16 protein-coding genes and 1 tRNA gene are annotated in these 18,411 nt (G+C 66.6%); 11 read left to right on the forward strand and 6 right to left on the reverse strand.

The features are described from left to right. Positions 1-51: 51 nt before the first annotated feature. Positions 52-1,962, reverse strand: a complete 1,911-nt coding sequence (locus ACOAMO_RS06195) for a phosphoenolpyruvate carboxykinase (GTP) (RefSeq protein ID WP_420176714.1) — start codon at positions 1,960-1,962, stop codon at positions 52-54. A gap of 188 nt (positions 1,963-2,150) precedes the next feature. On the opposite strand from ACOAMO_RS06195, the gene ACOAMO_RS06200 reads away from it, so the two are divergent. The 6 genes from ACOAMO_RS06200 to ACOAMO_RS06225 all read left to right on the forward strand — a co-directional run bounded on the left by ACOAMO_RS06200 (position 2,151) and on the right by ACOAMO_RS06225 (position 9,016). Beyond that, positions 2,151-2,226: transfer RNA gene (locus ACOAMO_RS06200), tRNA-Arg, on the forward strand. Between the two features lie 426 nt (positions 2,227-2,652). Beyond that, positions 2,653-3,234 (forward strand): Lrp/AsnC family transcriptional regulator, encoded by a 582-nt coding sequence (locus ACOAMO_RS06205; RefSeq protein ID WP_420176715.1) that lies wholly within the window; start codon positions 2,653-2,655, stop codon positions 3,232-3,234. An 8-nt stretch (positions 3,235-3,242) separates the two neighbouring features. Then, positions 3,243-5,873, forward strand: coding sequence for a PEP/pyruvate-binding domain-containing protein (locus tag ACOAMO_RS06210; protein ID WP_420176716.1), 2,631 nt, complete (start codon positions 3,243-3,245; stop codon positions 5,871-5,873). Further along, positions 5,870-6,454, forward strand: coding sequence for a hypothetical protein (locus ACOAMO_RS06215; protein WP_420176717.1), 585 nt, complete (start codon positions 5,870-5,872; stop codon positions 6,452-6,454). Before ACOAMO_RS06210 ends, ACOAMO_RS06215 begins: the two co-directional genes overlap by 4 nt. A 67-nt stretch (positions 6,455-6,521) precedes the next feature. Then, the gene (locus ACOAMO_RS06220) at positions 6,522-7,247 is read left to right on the forward strand and encodes a glycerophosphodiester phosphodiesterase (protein WP_420176718.1); all 726 of its coding nucleotides are present in this window, start codon (positions 6,522-6,524) and stop codon (positions 7,245-7,247) included. 83 nt (positions 7,248-7,330) lie between these two features. Continuing rightward, on the forward strand, positions 7,331-9,016 hold the full coding sequence (locus ACOAMO_RS06225; RefSeq protein WP_420176719.1) for a bifunctional 3-(3-hydroxy-phenyl)propionate/3-hydroxycinnamic acid hydroxylase: 1,686 nt from the start codon (positions 7,331-7,333) through the stop codon (positions 9,014-9,016). On the opposite strand, the gene ACOAMO_RS06230 is transcribed toward ACOAMO_RS06225, so the two are convergent. Both ACOAMO_RS06230 and ACOAMO_RS06235 read right to left on the reverse strand, forming a co-directional pair. After that, complete coding sequence (locus ACOAMO_RS06230; RefSeq protein ID WP_420176720.1) at positions 8,992-9,954, reverse strand: MBL fold metallo-hydrolase; 963 nt, start codon at positions 9,952-9,954, stop codon at positions 8,992-8,994. The genes ACOAMO_RS06225 and ACOAMO_RS06230 overlap by 25 nt on opposite strands. Before the next feature lie 41 nt (positions 9,955-9,995). After that, positions 9,996-11,378 (reverse strand): aldehyde dehydrogenase family protein, encoded by a 1,383-nt coding sequence (locus tag ACOAMO_RS06235; protein ID WP_420176721.1) that lies wholly within the window; start codon positions 11,376-11,378, stop codon positions 9,996-9,998. Between the two features lie 225 nt (positions 11,379-11,603). On the opposite strand from ACOAMO_RS06235, the gene ACOAMO_RS06240 reads away from it, so the two are divergent. Genes ACOAMO_RS06240 through ACOAMO_RS06260 form a run of 5 tightly spaced genes read left to right on the forward strand, consistent with a single transcriptional unit; the run spans position 11,604 to position 16,797 of the window. Then, positions 11,604-12,392, forward strand: coding sequence for an SDR family oxidoreductase (locus tag ACOAMO_RS06240; protein ID WP_420176722.1), 789 nt, complete (start codon positions 11,604-11,606; stop codon positions 12,390-12,392). Beyond that, on the forward strand, positions 12,389-13,363 hold the full coding sequence (locus tag ACOAMO_RS06245) for a PDR/VanB family oxidoreductase (RefSeq protein WP_420176723.1): 975 nt from the start codon (positions 12,389-12,391) through the stop codon (positions 13,361-13,363). Before ACOAMO_RS06240 ends, ACOAMO_RS06245 begins: the two co-directional genes overlap by 4 nt. Before the next feature lie 29 nt (positions 13,364-13,392). Further along, on the forward strand, positions 13,393-14,592 hold the full coding sequence (locus tag ACOAMO_RS06250; RefSeq protein ID WP_420176724.1) for a cytochrome P450: 1,200 nt from the start codon (positions 13,393-13,395) through the stop codon (positions 14,590-14,592). A gap of 38 nt (positions 14,593-14,630) precedes the next feature. After that, positions 14,631-16,067: an MFS transporter gene (locus tag ACOAMO_RS06255; protein WP_420176725.1), complete on the forward strand. Its 1,437-nt coding sequence runs from the start codon at positions 14,631-14,633 to the stop codon at positions 16,065-16,067. 4 nt (positions 16,068-16,071) lie between these two features. Beyond that, on the forward strand, positions 16,072-16,797 hold the full coding sequence (locus ACOAMO_RS06260) for an IclR family transcriptional regulator (protein ID WP_420176726.1): 726 nt from the start codon (positions 16,072-16,074) through the stop codon (positions 16,795-16,797). Between the two features lie 31 nt (positions 16,798-16,828). On the opposite strand, the gene ACOAMO_RS06265 is transcribed toward ACOAMO_RS06260, so the two are convergent. Genes ACOAMO_RS06265 through ACOAMO_RS06275 form a run of 3 tightly spaced genes read right to left on the reverse strand, consistent with a single transcriptional unit; the run spans position 16,829 to position 18,383 of the window. After that, a complete protein-coding gene (locus ACOAMO_RS06265) occupies positions 16,829-17,680 on the reverse strand; it encodes a bile acid:sodium symporter family protein (protein WP_420176727.1) in 852 nt (283 codons plus the stop codon). After that, entirely contained in the window at positions 17,677-18,006 is a 330-nt protein-coding gene (locus ACOAMO_RS06270; RefSeq protein ID WP_420176728.1) for a DUF202 domain-containing protein, read from the reverse strand. Before ACOAMO_RS06270 ends, ACOAMO_RS06265 begins: the two co-directional genes overlap by 4 nt. After that, positions 18,003-18,383 carry a YidH family protein gene (locus ACOAMO_RS06275; protein ID WP_420176729.1) on the reverse strand — a complete coding sequence of 127 codons (381 nt, stop codon included), beginning with the start codon at positions 18,381-18,383 and terminating at the stop codon, positions 18,003-18,005. Before ACOAMO_RS06275 ends, ACOAMO_RS06270 begins: the two co-directional genes overlap by 4 nt. Positions 18,384-18,411 lie beyond the last annotated feature (28 nt).

The following is an 18,411-nucleotide window of genomic DNA, read 5'->3' on the forward strand; positions in this document are numbered from 1 at the left end:
GGGGTGTCGGGCCCGTGCGGCTCCGCAATGGTGGCCTTGGCCGTCGGAGAACTACTTCTTGACTTCCTCGCGCACCTTGTCCAGCTGGGCGGAGATCGACGGAGGCAGCTTCGAACCGAAGCTCTCCAGCCAGGTCTCCAGGCGCGGCAGCTCGTCGGCCCACTCGTGGGCGACGTACTGGGTGCACTCCTGCACCTCCTCGGGGGTCATGTCCAGGCCCTCGACGTCCAGCTCACCGGGAGCCGGGACGATGCCGACCGGGGTCATCTCGCCCTCGACCTTGCCCTCGATGCGATCGATCATCCACTTCAGCACGCGGCTGTTGTCTCCGAAGCCGGGCCAGATGAACTTGCCCTCGGCGCTCTTGCGGAACCAGTTGGTGTAGAAGATCTTGGGCAGCTTGTCCTCGTCGGTCTTGTTGCCCATGTTGACCCAGTGCTGCAGGTAGTCACCGACGTGGTAGCCGATGAAGGGCAGCATGGCCATCGGGTCGCGACGCAGCACGCCGACGGCACCCTTGGCGGCAGCCGTGGTCTCCGAGGAGCAGGTGGCTCCCATGTACACGCCGTGGTCCCAGTCGCGGGCCTGGGTGACCAGCGGAATGGTGTTCTCGCGACGACCGCCGAAGATGATGATGTCCAGCGGCACACCCTCGGGGTTGTTGAAGTCCTCCGACAGGATCGGGCACTGCTCGATCGGGGTGCAGAAACGGCTGTTGGGGTGCGCGGCCTTCTCGTTGGGACGGCCACCCTCCGGGCCGTTCTCCGGGGTCCAGCTGCGGCCCTTCCAGTCGGTCAGGTGCGGGGGCTTGACCTCGGTCATGCCCTCCCACCAGACGCCACCGTGGTCGGTCAGGGCGACATTGGTGAAGATCGAGTTGCCCTGCTCGATGGTGCGCATGGCATTCGGGTTGGTGGAGGCACCCGTGCCGGGGGCCACACCGAAGAAGCCGTTCTCGGGGTTGGTCGCGTACATGCGGCCGTCCTTGCCGATGCGGATCCAGGCGATGTCGTCGCCCAGGGTCTCGACCTTCCAACCGGGGATGGTCGGATCCAGCATGGCCAGGTTGGTCTTGCCGCAGGCCGACGGGAAGGCGGCGGCCAGGTGGTAGGCCTTGCCCTCCGGGCTGGTCAGCTTGAGGATCAGCATGTGCTCGGCCATCCAGCCCTCGTCGCGACCCATCACCGAGGCGATGCGCAGCGCGTAGCACTTCTTGCCCAGCAGGGCGTTGCCGCCGTAGCCGGAGCCGTAGCTCCAGATGGCGCGCTCCTCGGGGAAGTGGACGATGTACTTGATGTCATTGCAGGGCCACGGCACGTCCTTCTGGCCGGGCTCGAGCGGCATGCCGACCGAGTGCAGGCAGGGGACGAAGGGGGCGTTGCGCTTGGTCATCTCATCCAGCGCAGCCTTGCCCATGCGAGCCATGATCTTCATGCTGAGCACGACATAGGCCGAGTCGGTGATCTCGACGCCGAACTTGGGATCCTCCGCATCCAGCGGGCCCATGCAGAACGGGATGACGTACAGGGTGCGTCCACGCATCGACCCGTCGAACAGGCCGTTCATGATGCCCTTCATCTCATCCGGATGCATCCAGTTGTTCGTCGGGCCGGCGTCCTCTTCCTTCGCCGAGCAGATGAAGGTCTGGTCCTCGACGCGAGCGACGTCGTCGGGGTCCGACTTGCAGTAGATGGAGTTGGGCATCTTCTCTTCGTTGAGCTTGATGGCCGTGCCGGACTTGACCAGCACCTCCACCAGCTCGTCCCATTCGGCGTCCGAGCCGTCGCAGTAGCGAATGGCATCGGGCTGGGTGAGGGCGGCGACCTCGTTCACCCAGTCAACGACCGGCTGGTACTCGGGAACTTCGCCCTCAACCGGGATGTCCTTGACGTCCTTGCGCTCGAAGTCCTTCTTCGGCTCGTCGTCGAGGGGGTTGACGGGATCGGGATTGGGAACCTGCATGCTTGTTCTCCTGTACGTCGGTGTACGGACGGAATGCCCAAGACCAGTGGAGCAACTGGTCTGAAAACAGACCACCGGGATGAGTTGTACTATTGCTCACCCCCTGCGGGATGTCCACTCCGGGTCTCGCTGCCCGGATTTGTGCCGGAGCAAGGCTCCGTGTAGAGTCATATCTCGCTGCAAGGCACGCACTCGTGGCTCAATGGATAGAGCATCTGACTACGGATCAGAAGGTTGGGGGTTCGAGTCCCTCCGAGTGCGCCAGTGACAAGGGCTCCGAGCTTTGGCTCGGGGCCCTTTGTCTTGTCCAGTGGACTTTCTCACACCCTCTCGCGTCGTTCCGCTGCGTGGCACGTTTCCTCATTCGCTGGGGATTTGTCGCCGTGGCTGGAAGTCATCGGGGCGGCAGACGCCCCCAGCTGGTTCCCAGGGTGTTCCTGGAATCCGGCTGGGGGCGTGGTCTGTGCTGCGGTTGACGCGGGTCGTCGGGTACTGACGCCTTCCCTGCCCCGGGTTGCCTTGTGGGCTGCGCCGGGGTGTCGGTGGTGTTTGCCTTGTGGGCTGATGCATCAAATCTGCATCAGCCTGCCTCTTTTGCACAACAGGTCATGTCAAGATTGATCAATATGATCAGATCTGGTGCGCAGTGTCCGGTGAATCTGATCAGAAGGCGCACGAAGGAGGGACCCGATGGTGGGCCACGAGGAATACCTGTTGGACCAGACCGACCGCGACATCCTGATGGCCCTGGACGAGGATCCGCGGATGCCGGTCCTGTTGTTGGCGCAGAAGACCGGATACGCCCGGGGCACGGTGCAGGCGCGGTTGGAGCGCTACCGCGAACTCGGGCTGCTGCGTCTGGCCAGTACGCGAATCCCTCCGGCCGCGCTGGGGCGAGGGCTGGCCGCGACCGTCTCGGCCGAGCTCGACCAGCACCAACTGGAGTCTGCGGTGGCGGCACTTCGTCGCATTCCCGAGGTGCTTGAATGCTTCGCGCCGGCCGGCGGCACCGACCTGTTGTGCCGCGTGGTGGCCACCGACCCCGACGACCTGTACCGGGTCAGCGAGGAGATCCGACTGTGTCCAGGGATCGTGCGCACCTCCACCAGCGTCTTCCTGCGTGAGGTGGTGGCCTACCGGATGCGGCCGCTGTTGGAGGAGACGGGCAAGCGGTCGCGGCGGAATGCGAAGCCTAGACTGGGCCAAGGCCGGGGACGGGCCGTGCCGATGACCCGTCCAGCCTCCGGTGACCGACGACGCGTTGTGGAGTGAGAACAGAGATGGCGCACATCAGCTGGTTCAACCAGGTGGCCGGACGAGATCTGGTCGGTGGCAAGGGCAAGAACCTCTCGGCCCTCGCCGCTGCTGGCTTCCCGGTCCCCGGCGGCTTCGTGGTCACCACCCAGGCCTACCGTCACTACCTGCGGGCCCACGCGCTGGAGCCCACCATCGAGGCGCTGCTGGCCGAGGGGGATGCACGGGGCATTGCCGCCCTGTTCAACCGGCCCCTGCCCGATGACCTGGCCGCAGAGGTGGTGGCCGCCTGGCGCGAACTGGGAGGCGCATCGGTTGCGGTGCGCAGCTCCAGCACCACCGAAGACCTGGCCGACGCCAGCGCCGCGGGACAGCAGGACAGCTACCTCAACGTGACTTCCGAGGACGAACTCCTGGACAGTGTGCGCGGCTGCTTCGCCTCGCTGTGGAATGAACGCGCCGTCGCCTACCGCTCACGGCACGGTGTGGACCAATCGCGCATCGAACTGGCCGTGGTGGTGCAGCTGATGGTGCAGGCCACCGCCTCCGGCGTCATGTTCACCACCAATCCGCTCAACGGACGCGACGACGAGACCCTGATCACCGCGAACTTCGGTCTGGGCGACCAGACGATGCAGGGCGGCCAGACCGACCAGCTGGTGGTCTCGGGTGGCCAGGTGGTTGCGCGCGACATCTCGGAGAAGAGGCACCGCACCACCCATGGCGTGGGGGGTCGGGGCACCGTCGAGGTCCCCGTCGACCGGGCCGATCGCAGGCTGCAGGCCCTGCCCGACGAGCAGGCGGTGGAGCTGGCCGCACTGGGCCAGCGAGCCGTCGAGCTGTTCGGCGCTCCGCAGGACATGGAATGGGTACTGGCGGACGGCGCGGTGCACGTGGTGCAGACCCGCGCCATCACCGCGCTGCCGCAACGCATCGGCCAAGTGCCGGAGAGCTGGCCGGTGGAGGACGAGAAGGGCATGTACGTGCGCGCCGCGCTCACCGAGCTGCTGCCCGACCCGCTGAGCCCACTGTTCGCGGACATGGTCGAGCCGGCCGTGGCCCACGCCGTGCGCGAATCGCTGGTGGAGCACTACGAGAAGGTGGAGCTCCACGACGGTGAGGTGGGATTCCCCACCGTCAACGGTTACGCGTACTACTACTACAGCCGCGACGGGATGCGGCGGCTGCTCAAGCAGAGCCCCCAAGCGGTCTCGGCGCTGGCGGGACGCAGCCATTTCAATGCCGACGACCTGTGGCGGGGCGCCCATCCGCGCTACCGAGAGCTGGTGGAGCGCTGGCAGCCCCGTGATGTGCAGGAGTTCAGCGCCACCGAACTGCTCGCGGCCACCCAGGAACTGCTCGACGGTGCCTGCGCCTTCCACGCCGCAGTGCAGGCCCTGGTGCCGCTGGCGGCCAGCGCCGAACAGCCCTTCAACCGCCTCTATGCCGGGCTCGCCAAGCAGGTCGACGGTCCGCCGGCGGCTGATTTCCTGCTGGGCTTCGATTCCCCGTCCGTGGATGCCGAGCGCTCCATCTGGCGCCTGGCCCAGTGGTGCGCCGACCAGCCAGAACTGCGCCAGGCCCTGCTGGCCGGGGAGGGCAGCGACGAATTGGGCCAGCGCCCGGGCGGGGAGGAATTCCTCCGGCGCTTGGGGGACCACTTGGACGAACACGGCCTGGCCGTGGACAACCTGGACTTCATGGTGCCGCTGCCGGCCGATGACCCCTCGCCGGTGCTGGCACGCCTGCGCGACATGCTCGAGGGTTCCGTCGAGGATCCCGACGTTCGCCTGGAGCGGGAAGCAGCCGAACGCACCCTGGCAGAGAAGCAACTGTTCGAACGCCTGGATCCGGCCCGCAAGGCGATCCTGCAGCCGCTCATGGTGCGCGCCCAGCAGGTGGGTCCGGTGCGTGAGCAGGCCCTCAACGAGGTGGGGCTGGCCTGGCCGGTGATGCGACGCATGCTGCGCACCCTGGGTGCTCGCCTGCAGGAGGCTGGTGCCCTGGCACAGGCGGATGAGGTCTTCTGGCTGCGTCGTGACGAGCTCGCGGAGCTGGCGTCCCAGCTGGATGCCGGACAGTCGACCCTGGCCGGGCCCGGTGAGGTGCTCGAGCAGCGCCGCGTCGTCTGGCGTGGGCAGCGCGCCGCCGAACCGCCCCACCTGCTGCCGCTGAATGCCTGGCACCGCATGTTCCACCGGCTGGTGCCGGTCATGGACGTGCAGCAGCACGGTCCGGTCATCAAGGGGCTGGGCGTGAGCCAGGGCCGGATCACCGCCACGGCGCGGGTGATCCGCGGCCCGGAGGACTTCGACCAGATGCAGCCGGGTGAGGTCATCGTCTCCCCGATCACCACCCCCGAATGGACTCCGCTCTATGCCATGGCCGCTGCCGTGGTGACCGACGTCGGAGGCCCGCTGAGCCACAGTTCGATCGTGGCGCGTGAGTACGCGGTGCCTGCGGTGCTGGGGACCGGGATCGCCACGCGTCGCATCCGCACCGGCATGCTGATCACCGTCGATGCCGATCGTGGCACCGTCACGCTGCCCGAGGGCGAGGCTCCCATCGACCTGGGCTTCCGCCCCAAGGTGCCCTACAAGTTCGCGATCGGCGGTGCTGCTGCCGCCGCGGCTCTGGTGCTCAGGCGGATCCTGTGAACCTGCCCGCACGGCGTGGACGACGGACGGCCGCCGCTGCGTTCGCGGTGCTGGTGCTGGCCTCGCTTCCGGCGTGCGGCAAGGACGAGGAAGAGGTCGAGGCCATGAAGCCCCGGCAGGTGGAGCTGGAGTACACCGTCCCGTCCGGCATGAAGGAGGTCGACCTGCCCTCCGCCACGCCCACGGCGGGGATGAGCTACGACATCAAGCTCTTCCAGGCGGAGGACGGTTGTGAGTTGCGCGTGGTGCGCCTCATGCTGCCCAAGGGTGATGGCACCGAGGACCAGGACGCCACGTACAACATGCTGGGCGCCATCATGCAGTCCTACGGGATCGAGAAGTTCACCACCAACGGACTGATGGTGCCCGGACAGCCCGGCCCCGTGCCGTCGCTGATGGTCAGCGGTGACTCCAAGGAGCTCTCCATGCGTGCCATGGGGCGACTGAGCAATGACTCGCTGCAGGGCTACCAGTTCGTCTACGGCTGCAAGAAGGGCAAGCTGGACGAGAAGAAATGGACTGCCCTGACCGAATCGGTCAAGGCAACCGGCTTCAAGGGCTCGCTGAAGATGCACGGGTGAGGCTGTCCATCCGCCGTTCACCTGCGCCTCCTAGCGTGGCGATGACTTCGGCTGACAGGAGATCAGGATGACCACCAAGGTGTGGGCCCACCGCGGCGCGAGCGCCGTGGCCCCCGAGAACACGATGGCCGCCTTCCGCCGCGCGGTGGAGCTGGGTGCCGACGGCATCGAGCTCGACGTGCAGCGCAGTGCAGACGGGCAGCTGGTGGTGATCCACGACGAGACCGTCGATCGAACCACCAATGGCAGCGGGCGGGTGGTCGACCTGCCATGGAGCGAGCTGTCCACCCTGGATGCCCGCAATGGCGACGACCGCTTCGCCGGCGAGGGGTTGCCGTTGCTGCAGGACGTGCTGGAGCTGCTCGAGCCGACCGAGATGGTGCTCAACGTCGAACTCAAGGACGGCAACGAGCCCTACCCGGGAATGGACCGCCAAGTGGCGGCCCTGGTCGAGGACTCGGGCATGGCAGACCGGGTCATCCTCAGCTCCTTCAACCACGTGCAGTTCGCCGGCTCGCGAGAGCTCGGCCTGCCCCTGGGGCTGCTCTACGTCGAACCACTGTGGCGGGCCGACGAGTATGCGTCGCGCTTTGGTGCCGCGGCCGTCCACCCCGATTTCCGCACGCTGGCCGAGCCCGGGCTGCTGGAACGTTTCCGTGAGGCCGGGATCGCCGTCCACGCCTGGACCATCAACGAGCGCGAGGCGCTGGAGGAGGCCTTCCGGTTGGGCGTCGATGCGGTCATCACCGACGAGGTCGAGTTGGCCCTCGAGGTGCGCAAGGCCTTGTCCTGAGACTGTTGCTGCCGTGCTGACGCCGTTCCGACGGTTGGCACGAGGCCTCGTGTGAGTCATGTCACACCCCTACGGTCGAAGTCATGGCGAAGATCGACACTGATGTCCTCATTGCAGGTGCCGGCCCCTGTGGGCTGGCGCTGGCCAACATGCTGGGAGCCCAGGGAATTCGTACCCTCCTGGTGGAGGCCCGCGACACCCTCATCGACTACCCGCGCGGTGTCGGTCTCGACGACGAATCCATGCGCACCCTGCAGGGCATCGGCCTGGCTCAACAGGTGATGCCCTACACCGTGCCGCAGCACGTGATGCGCCTGGTCAACGGCTCCGGCGAGACGATGGTCGTCAACGACCCGCAGGGCGAGCCCTTCGGCTGGCCCCGCAAGTTCGGCTTCAACCAGCCGCTGGTCGACAAGGTGCTCGCCGAGGGTTTGCAGCGCTACTCGAACGTCGACCTTCGCTTCGGCCACAAGCTCACCGCGCTGACCGAGCACGACGATCGCGTCGAGGCCCAGGTCACGCTGGCCGACGGCCAGACCGTCACCGTCGACGCCAAGTACCACGTGGGGTGCGAGGGCGGTGCCTCCTTCACCCGCAAGTGGCTCGGCACCGAGTTCGAGGGGCGCTCCCCGTCCACTCGTTGGGTGGTCATCGACGTGCGCAATGACCCGCTGGGCATTCCCAATGTCTACCTGGGCGCCGATCCCGCGCGTCCCTATGTCTCGATCGGGCTGCCGCACGCCATTCGGCGCTGGGAGTTCATGCTCTTCGACGACGAGCCGAGCGAACAGGTTGAGGATGATGCCTTCATCGGCAAGCTCCTCAAGGACCACGTGCCGGATCCGGCCAAGCTCGACGTGATCCGTCGACGCGTCTTCACCCACCACGGGCGCATCGCCAAGACCTTCCGCCGCGGTCGCGTGATGATCGCGGGTGACGCGGCGCACCTGATGCCGGTGTGGATGGGCCAGGGCTGGAATTCGGGCATGCGCGATGCCACCAACCTGGGCTGGAAGCTCGCCAGCGTCGTCAAGGGCCACAGCACCGATGAGCTGCTCGACACCTACACCGACGAGCGCCACGAGCACGCCAAGGCGATGATCGACCTGTCGATGGCCTTCGGCACCGCCATCAAGCCCACCGACCGTCGCGTGGCCTTCGCCCGCGACGTCGCGGCCCGGGCGCTGAACGTGGCCCCGCAGGTGAAGAGCTACTTCTCCGACATGAAGTTCAAGCCGATGCCGCGCTACGAGAAGGGCGTGGTGGTCGACGTCGACACCCTGCAGAGCGGCAGGGCCTCGGCCAAGCGGATCCGCGGGCGCGGCTTTGGCATCCCGGCCCGCAATGTGGTCGAGAAGACCTCACCGGTCGGGCTGCAGTTCATCCAGCCCCAGGTGCTCAAGGACGGCGAGCTCATGCTGCTCGACGACGCGATCGGCGCCGGCTGGGCCCTGCTCGCCTGGGGCAATGACCCCTTGGCGCTGTTGGACGAGCGCAGTCGTGAACTGGTCTCCGAGCACCAGATCCGCACCGTGCAGGTCTTCTCGGACACCCAGCTGGCCTGGGCCACCGACCACTTCAAGGGCACCAGCAGTCTGTTGCTGGGCGACACCACCAATGCCCTCAAGCAGTGGTTCGACAAGCGCAGCGTCGGCGTCGTCCTGCTGCGCCCCGATCGCTTCGTCGCGGCCGCCGGGCTGGCACAGGACGCCCCGCGCCTGGTGCAGGCGACGCTGAAGGCGGCTCATTCCACGTCCTTGGAGGGCTGAGCTGCAGCACGGGCTCCTGGCCGCAGGGCCATCCCGCTCTTCGCAACGGTCACCGGCCCCGCATAGGTCGAGGCAGCCTGAGCGGTCCACCAGGAGTCCTCGGCACGGCCGGCAAGGTGGGACAGCACCAGCTGCCGGGCACCCGAGAGCGCGGCAACCCGGCCTGCATCGGCGGGCGTCGTGTGAGACTGCAGCTGGTGGTTCAGGAAGGCGCCCGAGAAGCCCTTGCCCCGGTAGAAGTCGATGTTCACGGCCTCGTGGACCAGCAGGTCGGTTTCGCGCGCCAGCTCGATCAGGGCGGGGGAGAAGGTGGTGTCCCCGGAAATGGTGACCGAGCCGTGCGCTGTCTCGAAGCGGTAGGCGTAGGCCGGGTGCACCGGCGGGTGGTCGACCGAGGTCGCATGCACGCGCACGTGGCTGTCCTCGAAGACGACGGTGGGGGCGTCGAAGGAGTCCTCGAGCTCCATTACCTCCAGGAGCCGTCCCAGCTCTGGGCGCCCCTCGTCCTGGATGCGAATGTCGAGGTCGTAGGAGAAGGCCTTGAGGATCGAGTCCACCAGTTCCCGGGAGCCCGCCAGCGACCCATCGGCCCGGCCGGTATCGGGACCGGGCCCGATCACGGGGACTGGAGACTCCAGCCCCTCGACCGGCCTGCCCCAGTTGAACAACAGATAGCTGGGCAGCTCTGCCACATGGTCCGAGTGCAGGTGGGTGATGAACATTCCGGCGAGTCGTTGTCCCCTCAGGCCCGCCTCGTGGGCTGCGCGAGTGCATCCGAGCCCGAAGTCCACCAGATAGAAACGGTCGTCGACCACGATCGCGGTGGCGATGCCGTTCTCGGGGCCGCGGATGGCAGGGCCGGCTGCAACACCGAGCGTGACCACGGTGAGGCCTCGGTGGGTTCCCAGGTCAAGGGGGTCGTTGCTGTGGCAGTGCATGGTTGTCCTAAGGGGGGGGTCGGTGGGATGGGTGGAGGTGGTCAGGGCAGGCAGTGGGGGCGCTCGCTGACCACCCGGGTCTCCAGGTAGTGCTCCAGGCCCCAGACGCCTCGTTCCCTGCCGACGCCGGACTGTCGCCATCCACCGAAGGGGGCATCCTGCTCAACCCGGGTGTGTTGGTTGATCCACACCGTGCCTGCCTCGATGTCTTCGGCCACGCTGCGCGCCCGCTCCAGGTCTGGGCTCCACACCGAAGCGCCCAGACCCCACTCCTGTTGATTGAGACGGGAGGTGAGCTCCTCGACATCGTCGTAGGCCACCACGGGCAGGGCGGCCCCGAACTGTTCCTCGCGGACCAGTGCAGCCTCGTCGTCGAGCCCGGTGATGATGGTCGGGGCCATGAAATGACCGGGCAGGTCGCAGCCACGACCCCCACCCACGACCCGGCGGCCACCGGAGGCGAGAGCCTGTTCCACCAGTTCCTGCACGGTGCGCAGCTGGGAGGCATTGTGCATCGGACCCATGGTCGTCGACGGCTGGATTCCCTGGCCGATGACGAAACGCTGTGCCGCCACCGCCATGGCCTCGACCAGTTCATCCACGTGGTCCTTGGGAACATAGACGCGTTTCACTGCCATGCAGACCTGACCCGCATTGCGAAAGGCCGAGCGGACCAAGGCCTCGCTCGTGAACCGGGGGTCGGCGTCGGGCAGGACGATCGCGGGGTCATTGCCGCCCAGCTCCATCGTCACGCGCTTCACCGTGGGGGCTGCTTGGGCCAGAATGCGGGTTCCCACGTCGGTGGACCCGGTGAAGGAGATCTTCCGGACCCGCGGGTGTTGGGCGAGGGCCACGTTGACGGTGCGGTCGCTGGAGGTGGCGCACTGCAGCACGCCCTCCGGCAGGTGCCGGGCCATCCTCTCCACGAGGGCGATGGTCGACAGTGGCGTGGTGGGTGAGGGCTTGGAGACCACCGTGCAGCCAGCAGTGAGCGCGGGGGCCAGCTTGACTAGCAGCAAGGAAATCGGGAAGTTCCACGGGGTGATCGTGCCGGTGACGCCCACCGGCAACCGGTCCACACGTACCCTGCGACCATCGCGGTCGGGCAGGGGTGTGGTGCGCTCCCAGTCCAGATCGGCGTAGTAGTCGAGCATGCCGGCCCCGACGAGGAATTCTCCTCGCGCCTCGGCCAAGGGCTTGCCTTGTTCCCGCGACATCAGTGTTGCCAGCTCATCGACGTCCTGGCGGATCGCCTGGGCGCACTGCCGCAGGGCGTCCATGCGCGTCGCGTGTTCCTGGGCCCAAGGGCGCATCGCGGCAGAAGCACGCTCCACCATTCGGTCGACGTCTGCCGGGGAATGCTCCGGTGCCTGGCCCACCACATCCAGCGTGGCCGGGTCCAACACGTCGTAGTGCTGATTCATTTCCTGCCTCCGGTTTCTGCCCGCCGATTGGGGCTTGGCTGGCTCAAGGCTTCCAAAGGAGGCAGGCGACACTCGTCGGAACTTCTACTGAGTGGAAGATTGTGGGCCACTGCGCTGTGATGAACCGCACACTGGAGCCGTTCACAAGGTCCAGGCCGTGTCTCCCGTCGATGCAGATGGGGCGAGCGGATCAGCCCAGAACCACATCACGAGCGAGGAGTACAGATGCTCAAGACTCAACCCAATCCCTTGGTGATCACCGGAGCAGCGTCGGGAATCGGTGCCGACACCTGGCGTCGGCTGTCCTCGGCCGGTCACGAGCTGGTGGGCGTCGACCGGACTCCTGTCGAGGACTTTGCGGGACAGTTCATCGTGGGAGACCTGTCCACCGCTGAAGGAATCGCCGCGGTGGTGGAGCAGCTTCCAGAGCAGCTGGACGGCTTGGTCAACATCGCGGGAGTACCCGGCACGGCCCCGGTGGAGACCGTGCTCGCCGTCAACGTATTCGCGGTGCGTGACCTGACGTCGGCCTGTCTGCCCAGGATCACGGACGGAGGATGCGTGGTCAACCTCTCGTCATCCGTCGCCGATGGCTGGCTTGACCACGCGACCGCGGTGCGCCAGCTGGCCTTCTGCTCCCGTGGCGACCTGCAACAGGCTCGCGAGTTGGTGGAAGATGCCGCCTATCTGTGGTCCAAGCGTGCTGTGCGCCTGCTCACCGAGCACTTCGCCGCACAACTGGTCGGTCGCCGTGTGAGGGTCACCTCCGTCAGCCCCGGGCCAGTGCAGACCCCGATCCTGGACGACTTCCGACGTGACCATGGACAGGACAAGGTGAACGGGGCCGGGGAACTGCTTGGCCGATTCGGTAGTCCCGAGGACATCTCCGCCGTGGTGGAATTCCTGGTGAGCGAGCAGGGGTGTTGGGTCAACGGCACCGACATTCGTGTCGATGGTGGCCTGGCTGCTTGGCGGAACGAGCAGGCGGCTCGCGTGGCCGAGGAGCAGGCATGACCGCCCAGCGTGCGCCCCGCGCCGAGGAGACGCTGGAGGTCCGGGTCCAGCGTTGTGAGGAGTTGGCCACCGGGGTGCGTCGGCTGACCTTCGAGCGGACCGATGGGGTCGACTTCCCTGCCTGGGAGCCCGGATCGCACGTGGACGTCATTATGCCCGACCACGTGCGCCAGTATTCGATCTGTTCCTCACCCGGTCAGCGGGGGCAACTGCAGGTCAGCGTCCTGCACGTGCCCGAATCCCGTGGCGGTTCAGCCTGGGTCCACGAGGAACTGCGTGAGGGCGAAGTGCTCAGGATCTCTGCGCCACGCAACAACTTCGTCTTCCAGGATTCCCGCAGGTATCTCTTCATCGCCGGGGGGATCGGCATCACCCCGATCATTCCCATGATCGAGCGGGCAGCGGAACTGGGGAAGGAATGGTCCTTGGTCTACTGCGGGCGTTCTCGTTCGACGATGGCCTTCCTGTCCGAACTCGAGGATCGCCATCCCGAGCGGGTCACGGCATACCCGTCCGACGAGACGGGCCGGGTCAACCTCGAGGACCATCTGGCGTTGCCCCGGGCAAAGATGCTCATCTATGCCTGCGGGCCCACCGGTCTGGTCGAGGAGATCGAGGACTGGGCCCGAGGCTGGCCCCCGGGTGTGCTGCACACGGAGCGCTTCTCGGCTGCGGCGCTGGATGCTGGTGCCAGCATGGAGCCCTTCGAGGTGGAGCTGGTCCGCAGCGGTCGCACCGTCGAGGTGGCCACGAACCAGACGGTGCTGGAGGCACTGGAATCTGTTGGCACGCGCGTCCTGTCCTCCTGCCGGGCCGGAGTCTGCGGCACCTGTGAGACCGAGGTGCTCACGGGGGAGGTGGACCACCGTGACGTGGTGCTCTCGCCGACCGAACAGCAGGCCAACCAGTCGATGATGGTCTGCGTTTCCCGGGCTGCCAACGGTTGCCGCCGCCTGCGCCTCAACCTGTGACCAGCACACCACTTTGTGAGGAGACCCACATGATCACCAACACCACGGCACCCGTCACCGACATCGATCCCTTCTCCTTGGAATCGATCACCAATCCCCATCCGATGAACGCGCGGCTGCGCGAACTCGGCCCGGTCTTCTGGGTGGAGAAATACCAATGCTTCGGCGTGGCCCGGCACGACTGGGTCTACGAGATCCTCACCGACTTCGAGACCTACATCTCGGGTGGTGGCGCTGGCCCCAATGACATCCGGCAGGATCCCGAATGGCGTCCTCCGTCGATCCTCGAGTCCGATCCGCCCACGCATACGGCCATGCGTCGTGCCCTCACCGGCGTGATCAACCCGGCCAAGATGAGGCAGCTTCGCGGCGGCTTCGAGCAGCATGCCCACGAGCTGGGGGACAGCTTGTTGGAGGAGGCACAGGTGGATGGCATCAAGGACATCGCCGAGCCCTATCCCCTGAAGGTCTTCCCCGACGCCGTCGGGCTTCGGCCCTCCGGCCGCGAGAACCTGTTGCCCTACGGGTCGATGGTCTTCAATGCCTTCGGTGCGGACAACCAGATCAGGCAGGAGGCCTTCCGCGAGGGGGAGAAGGTGTCCGCCTGGATCATGGAATCCTGCGCGCGGGAGAACCTCTCCGAGACCGGCCTGGGGGCCGAGATCTGGGCCGCCGCGGAACAGGGCCTGGTCTCACCTGAACAGGCGACCTTGTTGGTCCGGGCGCTGCTCAGCGCCGGGGTGGACACGACGGTCTTCGGGATCGGCAACACGCTCTACTGCCTGGCCAGCAACCCAGACCAGTGGGAAGCGCTGCGAGCTGAACCACAGCTCGCGAAGTTCGCCGTTGACGAGGCCCTGCGCGTGGAATCCCCCTTCCAGAAGTTCCACCGCACCGTCGCCGTCGACACCCAGATCGAAGGTGTCGAGATCCCCGCGGGCGCCAAGGTGCTGGTCTTCCTCGGCGCCGCGAACCATGATCCGGACAAGTGGGGAGCCGATGCCGGTTCCTTTGACCTGCAGCGTTCGGCGTCGGGTCACGTGGCCTTCGGCATGGGCCTGCACCAGTGCGTGGGCCAACCGATTGCCCGGTTGGAGATCGAGCTGGTGCTGACGGCCCTTGCCACTCGCTTCGAGCGGATCGAGCTGGCTGGTGATCCCGTGCCCTGGATCCACAACGTCCTTCGCGGCTGGGAACGCCTGCCGCTCTCGCTGACTCGCGCAGCCTGACAACCAGACCACGTCGAATCCCCACAAGGAGGCATGCCATGTCTGACACCCATGTCCGCGGCGTCAACGATGATGCCGCGGCCAACCCGGCACTCTGGTCGCCCCGCAAGAGAAACCGCTACGCGTGGGTGATCACGCTGCTGCTGACGCTGTTGATGATGCTCAACTGGGCCGACAAGGCCGTGATGGGGCTCGCTGCAGTACCCATCATGAAGGAGATGGGCATCACGCCCGAGCAGTTTGGCTTGGTGAGCTCCGGCATGTTCCTGGCCTTCACGATCTCCCAATTGCTGGTGGCTCCGCTGTCCACCAAGCTGCCAAGCCGCTGGATGATCCTGGCCATGTGTGCGATCTGGGCGATCTCCAACTTGCCCGTGGTCATCTTCGCGACGCTGCCGGCCCTGTGGGTCTCGCGACTCCTGCTCGGTGCGGGCGAGGGCCCCTATGCGCCCTTGTGCATGCACAGCGTCTACAAGTGGTTCCCGACCAAACGCGGGGCCACGCCAGCGGCCATCGCATCGTCCGGAGTCACCATCGGAATCGTGGCCTTTGCCCCCATCCTGGCCTTGCTGATCAGCTCCTTCGGCTGGAAGGTGGCCTTCTTGAGCCTGTCGGGCGTGGGGCTCGTCTGGGGCGTGGTGTGGATCTTGGTGGGCAAGGACGGCCCCTACACCTCACTGGCGGCAGAACGAGAGATCGAGGGGCCGGATGCTGCAGATCAGAGCGTTCCGCCACTGGCAGAGGAGCCGGTGCCCTTCCTGCGCTCCATCCTCAACCCGACGTGGTTCTTCGCGGTGCTGGTCTCCTTCTTCGGCTACTGGGCCTTCGCCATGTGCACTTCGTGGGGGCCGGCCTACTTCGAGACAGTCCTGGGCTACTCCAGGCAGGCTGCAGGCAGCATGATCGCCCTGCCGGCAGCATGGGGTTTCATCTGCACCATCGCCCTCAGCAATCTCACCCAGCGCCTGGACCTCAAGGGTGTGCCAACGCGGTGGGCGCGGGGGCTGGTGGTGGGGCTGGCCGGTTTGCTGGCAGGTGCCTGCCTGGCTGCGTCGACCTTCGTGACAAGTCCTGTGCTGGCCTTGGTCCTGCTCTCGGTTGGCTTTGGGACTGCACCCGCCCTGTTTGCGGTGACCTACCTGATCGTCGGGGAACTGACCACGATCGCGCAGCGACCGGCCCATCTGAACGTCGCCAATGCCGGCCTGTCGTTGGGAGGCGTGGTGGCTCCTGCGGTCGCAGGATTCCTGATCGGGGCTGCCAGCACGCCCGCCGACGGTTACGTCAGTGCTTTTCGGTGGACCGGGGTGCTGCTTGCGGCCGCTGGGCTGGGCTGCCTAGTCTTCGTCAACCAGCAGCGAGAGCAGCGCAAGCTCGGTCTGCTGGCCCAAGGCGAGGAGCCCCACCTCGAGGTGGCGACGGAGAAGGAGACCAGTGGCGGGCAACACGTCACGGCCGGGCATCAGTCAGGCTGAACGAGTGGTGCAGATCCTGCGCACCTTCGACCAGCAACACCGGCGGCAGACCTTGACCCAGGTCTGCCGCCGGTCTGGCATTCCCCTGGCGACCTGCCACCGCATGCTGCGCGAGATGTCACGGCTCGGACTGGTGGCCCAGCAGCAGGACGGGCAGTTCACGATCGGTCATCTCGTCTGGGAGCTCGGCATGCTCTCGCCAGTGCAACGCGGCCTGCGACAGGTTGCTGCTCCCTTCATGCAGGACCTGCTCGCTGCGACGCGCCAGATCGTCAACCTCTTCGTGCTGGACACCGATCGTGCGCTGCTGGTCGAACGCATCTCCGGGTCTGCGGTGGGGGACCCGTTCGCGGTGCCGGGTGATCGTCTGCCGCTGCACACCAGTGCTGCTGGGAAGATCTTCCTCGCGCACGGGGCCTTGGGGGAGGACCCACTGCGCGTCCTGGCGCTGACTCCAGAGACACGACGTTCCATTGCGCATCCGTCGCGTCTGCAGGAGGAACTTGACCTCGTCGGCCAACGAGGTTGGGCCACGACAGCCGAAGAACAGGTGGATGGGGCGTGGGGGCTGGCCGTTCCTGTCTTCGGCTTCAACGGAGAGGTGCTGGCTGCTCTGGGGATCGTGACCGTCTCCCCGCTGGAGGACCCGAATCGAGTGGTGCCGGCCCTCAAGGTGACGTCGGCGGCCATCTCTCGGGCCATGGTTGGTCAACAGATGCGCGAGAACTAGGGGACGAAGCCGGTCTGCCCGCCCCCGTGAGTCACTGTTGGCCCGCCCGGCGCCCCAGCATGCCTGCCACCGGCAGCAGCACGGCCAGAGCCATGAAACCGCTCAGCACCACGCAGGTGACTGCAGCGGATCCTGGAAGGTTGGTCGAAGCCACCAGTGTTCCCGCAGCCATGTTCCGCTGGGAGACCGACAGTGCCACGCTCAGCCCCGGGACCCCCAGCATCGATCCCAGCAACCAGCCGGTGGCGCAGGTCAGCACGATCATGCCGGTGATTGCGACGATTGCGAGGGTGGTGGCAAGTTGTGCGATCTCCCGGTGGTCTGCCACTGCCTGGTTGACGAGCATGACGACCATGGACACCCGTGCCAGTCGACCCACCGCGGGAGCCGAGGCCTCGGCCAGTCGCGGCGCCTTGTACGCGATGACGGAACCGGCAACGAGCGGAAAGACCATCGTCCAGAAGAGCAAGAGCGCCAGGTCTGCCGGGTTCACGTCCATCCCGGACAGAAGCCGGGGGAGGATGGTGGGCAGGAAGACCGTCGTGGACACCAAGCTGGTGAGCATCAATCCCGAGGCCACGCTCATGCTGGCACCGGCCAAGGCAGACAGTTGCAGGGAGAAGGGAGCGCCGGCGGCGCAGGCCAAGGTGACCAGCCCGCTGCGCACCTCGGGGCTGACGGGGAGTGCTGCGCACAGGCCCAGGGCGATCAGCGGAGCAAGAACGAAGTTGCCCACCAGTGCAGCCAGCATGAGTCGCCCACGGCGGATCGGGGCCAGGATTTCCCGTGGGGTGAACTGCAGGCCGACGGAGGCGGTGCTGGCCACGGCGAACAGCGGCACCACGAGAGTGGCGACCATCCCGGTCAACTGGTGGATGGTCATGCCAGCAACACCAACAGGCCGCTGAGACCGAGCAGGAAGGTGGCCGCACCCAACAGGTGGACCAGCGGCAGGCAGTCTGAACCCGTGACGGCCTCGATCCCGTGGAGAGTACGTCGATGGCTCCGTGACAAGGACAGCCGCACTGTGATGACCGCGAGGGCGGAGAGGATGACCAGGAGCAGGATGGTGGGTGGGCCTTGGCTGAGCCACCGGAGCATCAGGCAAGCCACACCAAGATGGGCGAGCAGGGTGCGCTCCCAGGCCAAGGTCGTCCGCTCCGGTTGCAGGCCGGTGTCAGTGCGCGGCGACCACTGCGGATGACTCACAGCAGATGCCCCACGAAGACCCCGAGCGCAATCGCGACGCCGAATGCTAGCACTGCGCCGATCCAGGGGAGTGGAAGAGGGCGGTCCTGCCGCATGGCTCGCTCGATCTGGGCCCAGCGGACGGTGGCACTCACGGCCAGGAGCATCCCGGTGCCGAGCAGGGCAGCGACCAAGGCGGTCCTGGTTCCCTGGGGGAATGCCTCGCCAGCGAAGGCCTCCAGTCCTACCCCGCCTGCAAACAGGGCCAGGGAGGTTCGGACCCAGGCGAGGAAGGTTCGTTCATTGGCCAACGAGAACCTCGGATCTGGTTCCTGGCCGTCCCCAAGGATCAACAACGACACCCCTTGGCGTCGTGGGCGTGCATCCGCGTCAACCATGCAGCCGAGGGTAGGAAGACGGCCGAGC

This window comes from Luteococcus struthionis (genome assembly GCF_048595755.1).
In the GTDB taxonomy this organism is placed as follows: domain Bacteria; phylum Actinomycetota; class Actinomycetes; order Propionibacteriales; family Propionibacteriaceae; genus Luteococcus.

Coding starts and splice junctions, on each gene's coding strand:
- ACOAMO_RS06195 (WP_420176714.1), bottom strand. CDS start 1,962: ATGCAGGTTCCCAATCCCGATCCCGTCAACCCCCTCGACGACGAGCCG.
- ACOAMO_RS06240 (WP_420176722.1), top strand. CDS start 11,604: ATGCTCAAGACTCAACCCAATCCCTTGGTGATCACCGGAGCAGCGTCG.
- ACOAMO_RS06265 (WP_420176727.1), bottom strand. CDS start 17,680: ATGACCATCCACCAGTTGACCGGGATGGTCGCCACTCTCGTGGTGCCG.
- ACOAMO_RS06225 (WP_420176719.1), top strand. CDS start 7,331: ATGGCGAAGATCGACACTGATGTCCTCATTGCAGGTGCCGGCCCCTGT.
- ACOAMO_RS06210 (WP_420176716.1), top strand. CDS start 3,243: ATGGCGCACATCAGCTGGTTCAACCAGGTGGCCGGACGAGATCTGGTC.
- ACOAMO_RS06255 (WP_420176725.1), top strand. CDS start 14,631: ATGTCTGACACCCATGTCCGCGGCGTCAACGATGATGCCGCGGCCAAC.
- ACOAMO_RS06245 (WP_420176723.1), top strand. CDS start 12,389: ATGACCGCCCAGCGTGCGCCCCGCGCCGAGGAGACGCTGGAGGTCCGG.
- ACOAMO_RS06205 (WP_420176715.1), top strand. CDS start 2,653: ATGGTGGGCCACGAGGAATACCTGTTGGACCAGACCGACCGCGACATC.
- ACOAMO_RS06220 (WP_420176718.1), top strand. CDS start 6,522: ATGACCACCAAGGTGTGGGCCCACCGCGGCGCGAGCGCCGTGGCCCCC.
- ACOAMO_RS06250 (WP_420176724.1), top strand. CDS start 13,393: ATGATCACCAACACCACGGCACCCGTCACCGACATCGATCCCTTCTCC.
- ACOAMO_RS06230 (WP_420176720.1), bottom strand. CDS start 9,954: ATGCACTGCCACAGCAACGACCCCCTTGACCTGGGAACCCACCGAGGC.
- ACOAMO_RS06275 (WP_420176729.1), bottom strand. CDS start 18,383: ATGGTTGACGCGGATGCACGCCCACGACGCCAAGGGGTGTCGTTGTTG.
- ACOAMO_RS06235 (WP_420176721.1), bottom strand. CDS start 11,378: ATGAATCAGCACTACGACGTGTTGGACCCGGCCACGCTGGATGTGGTG.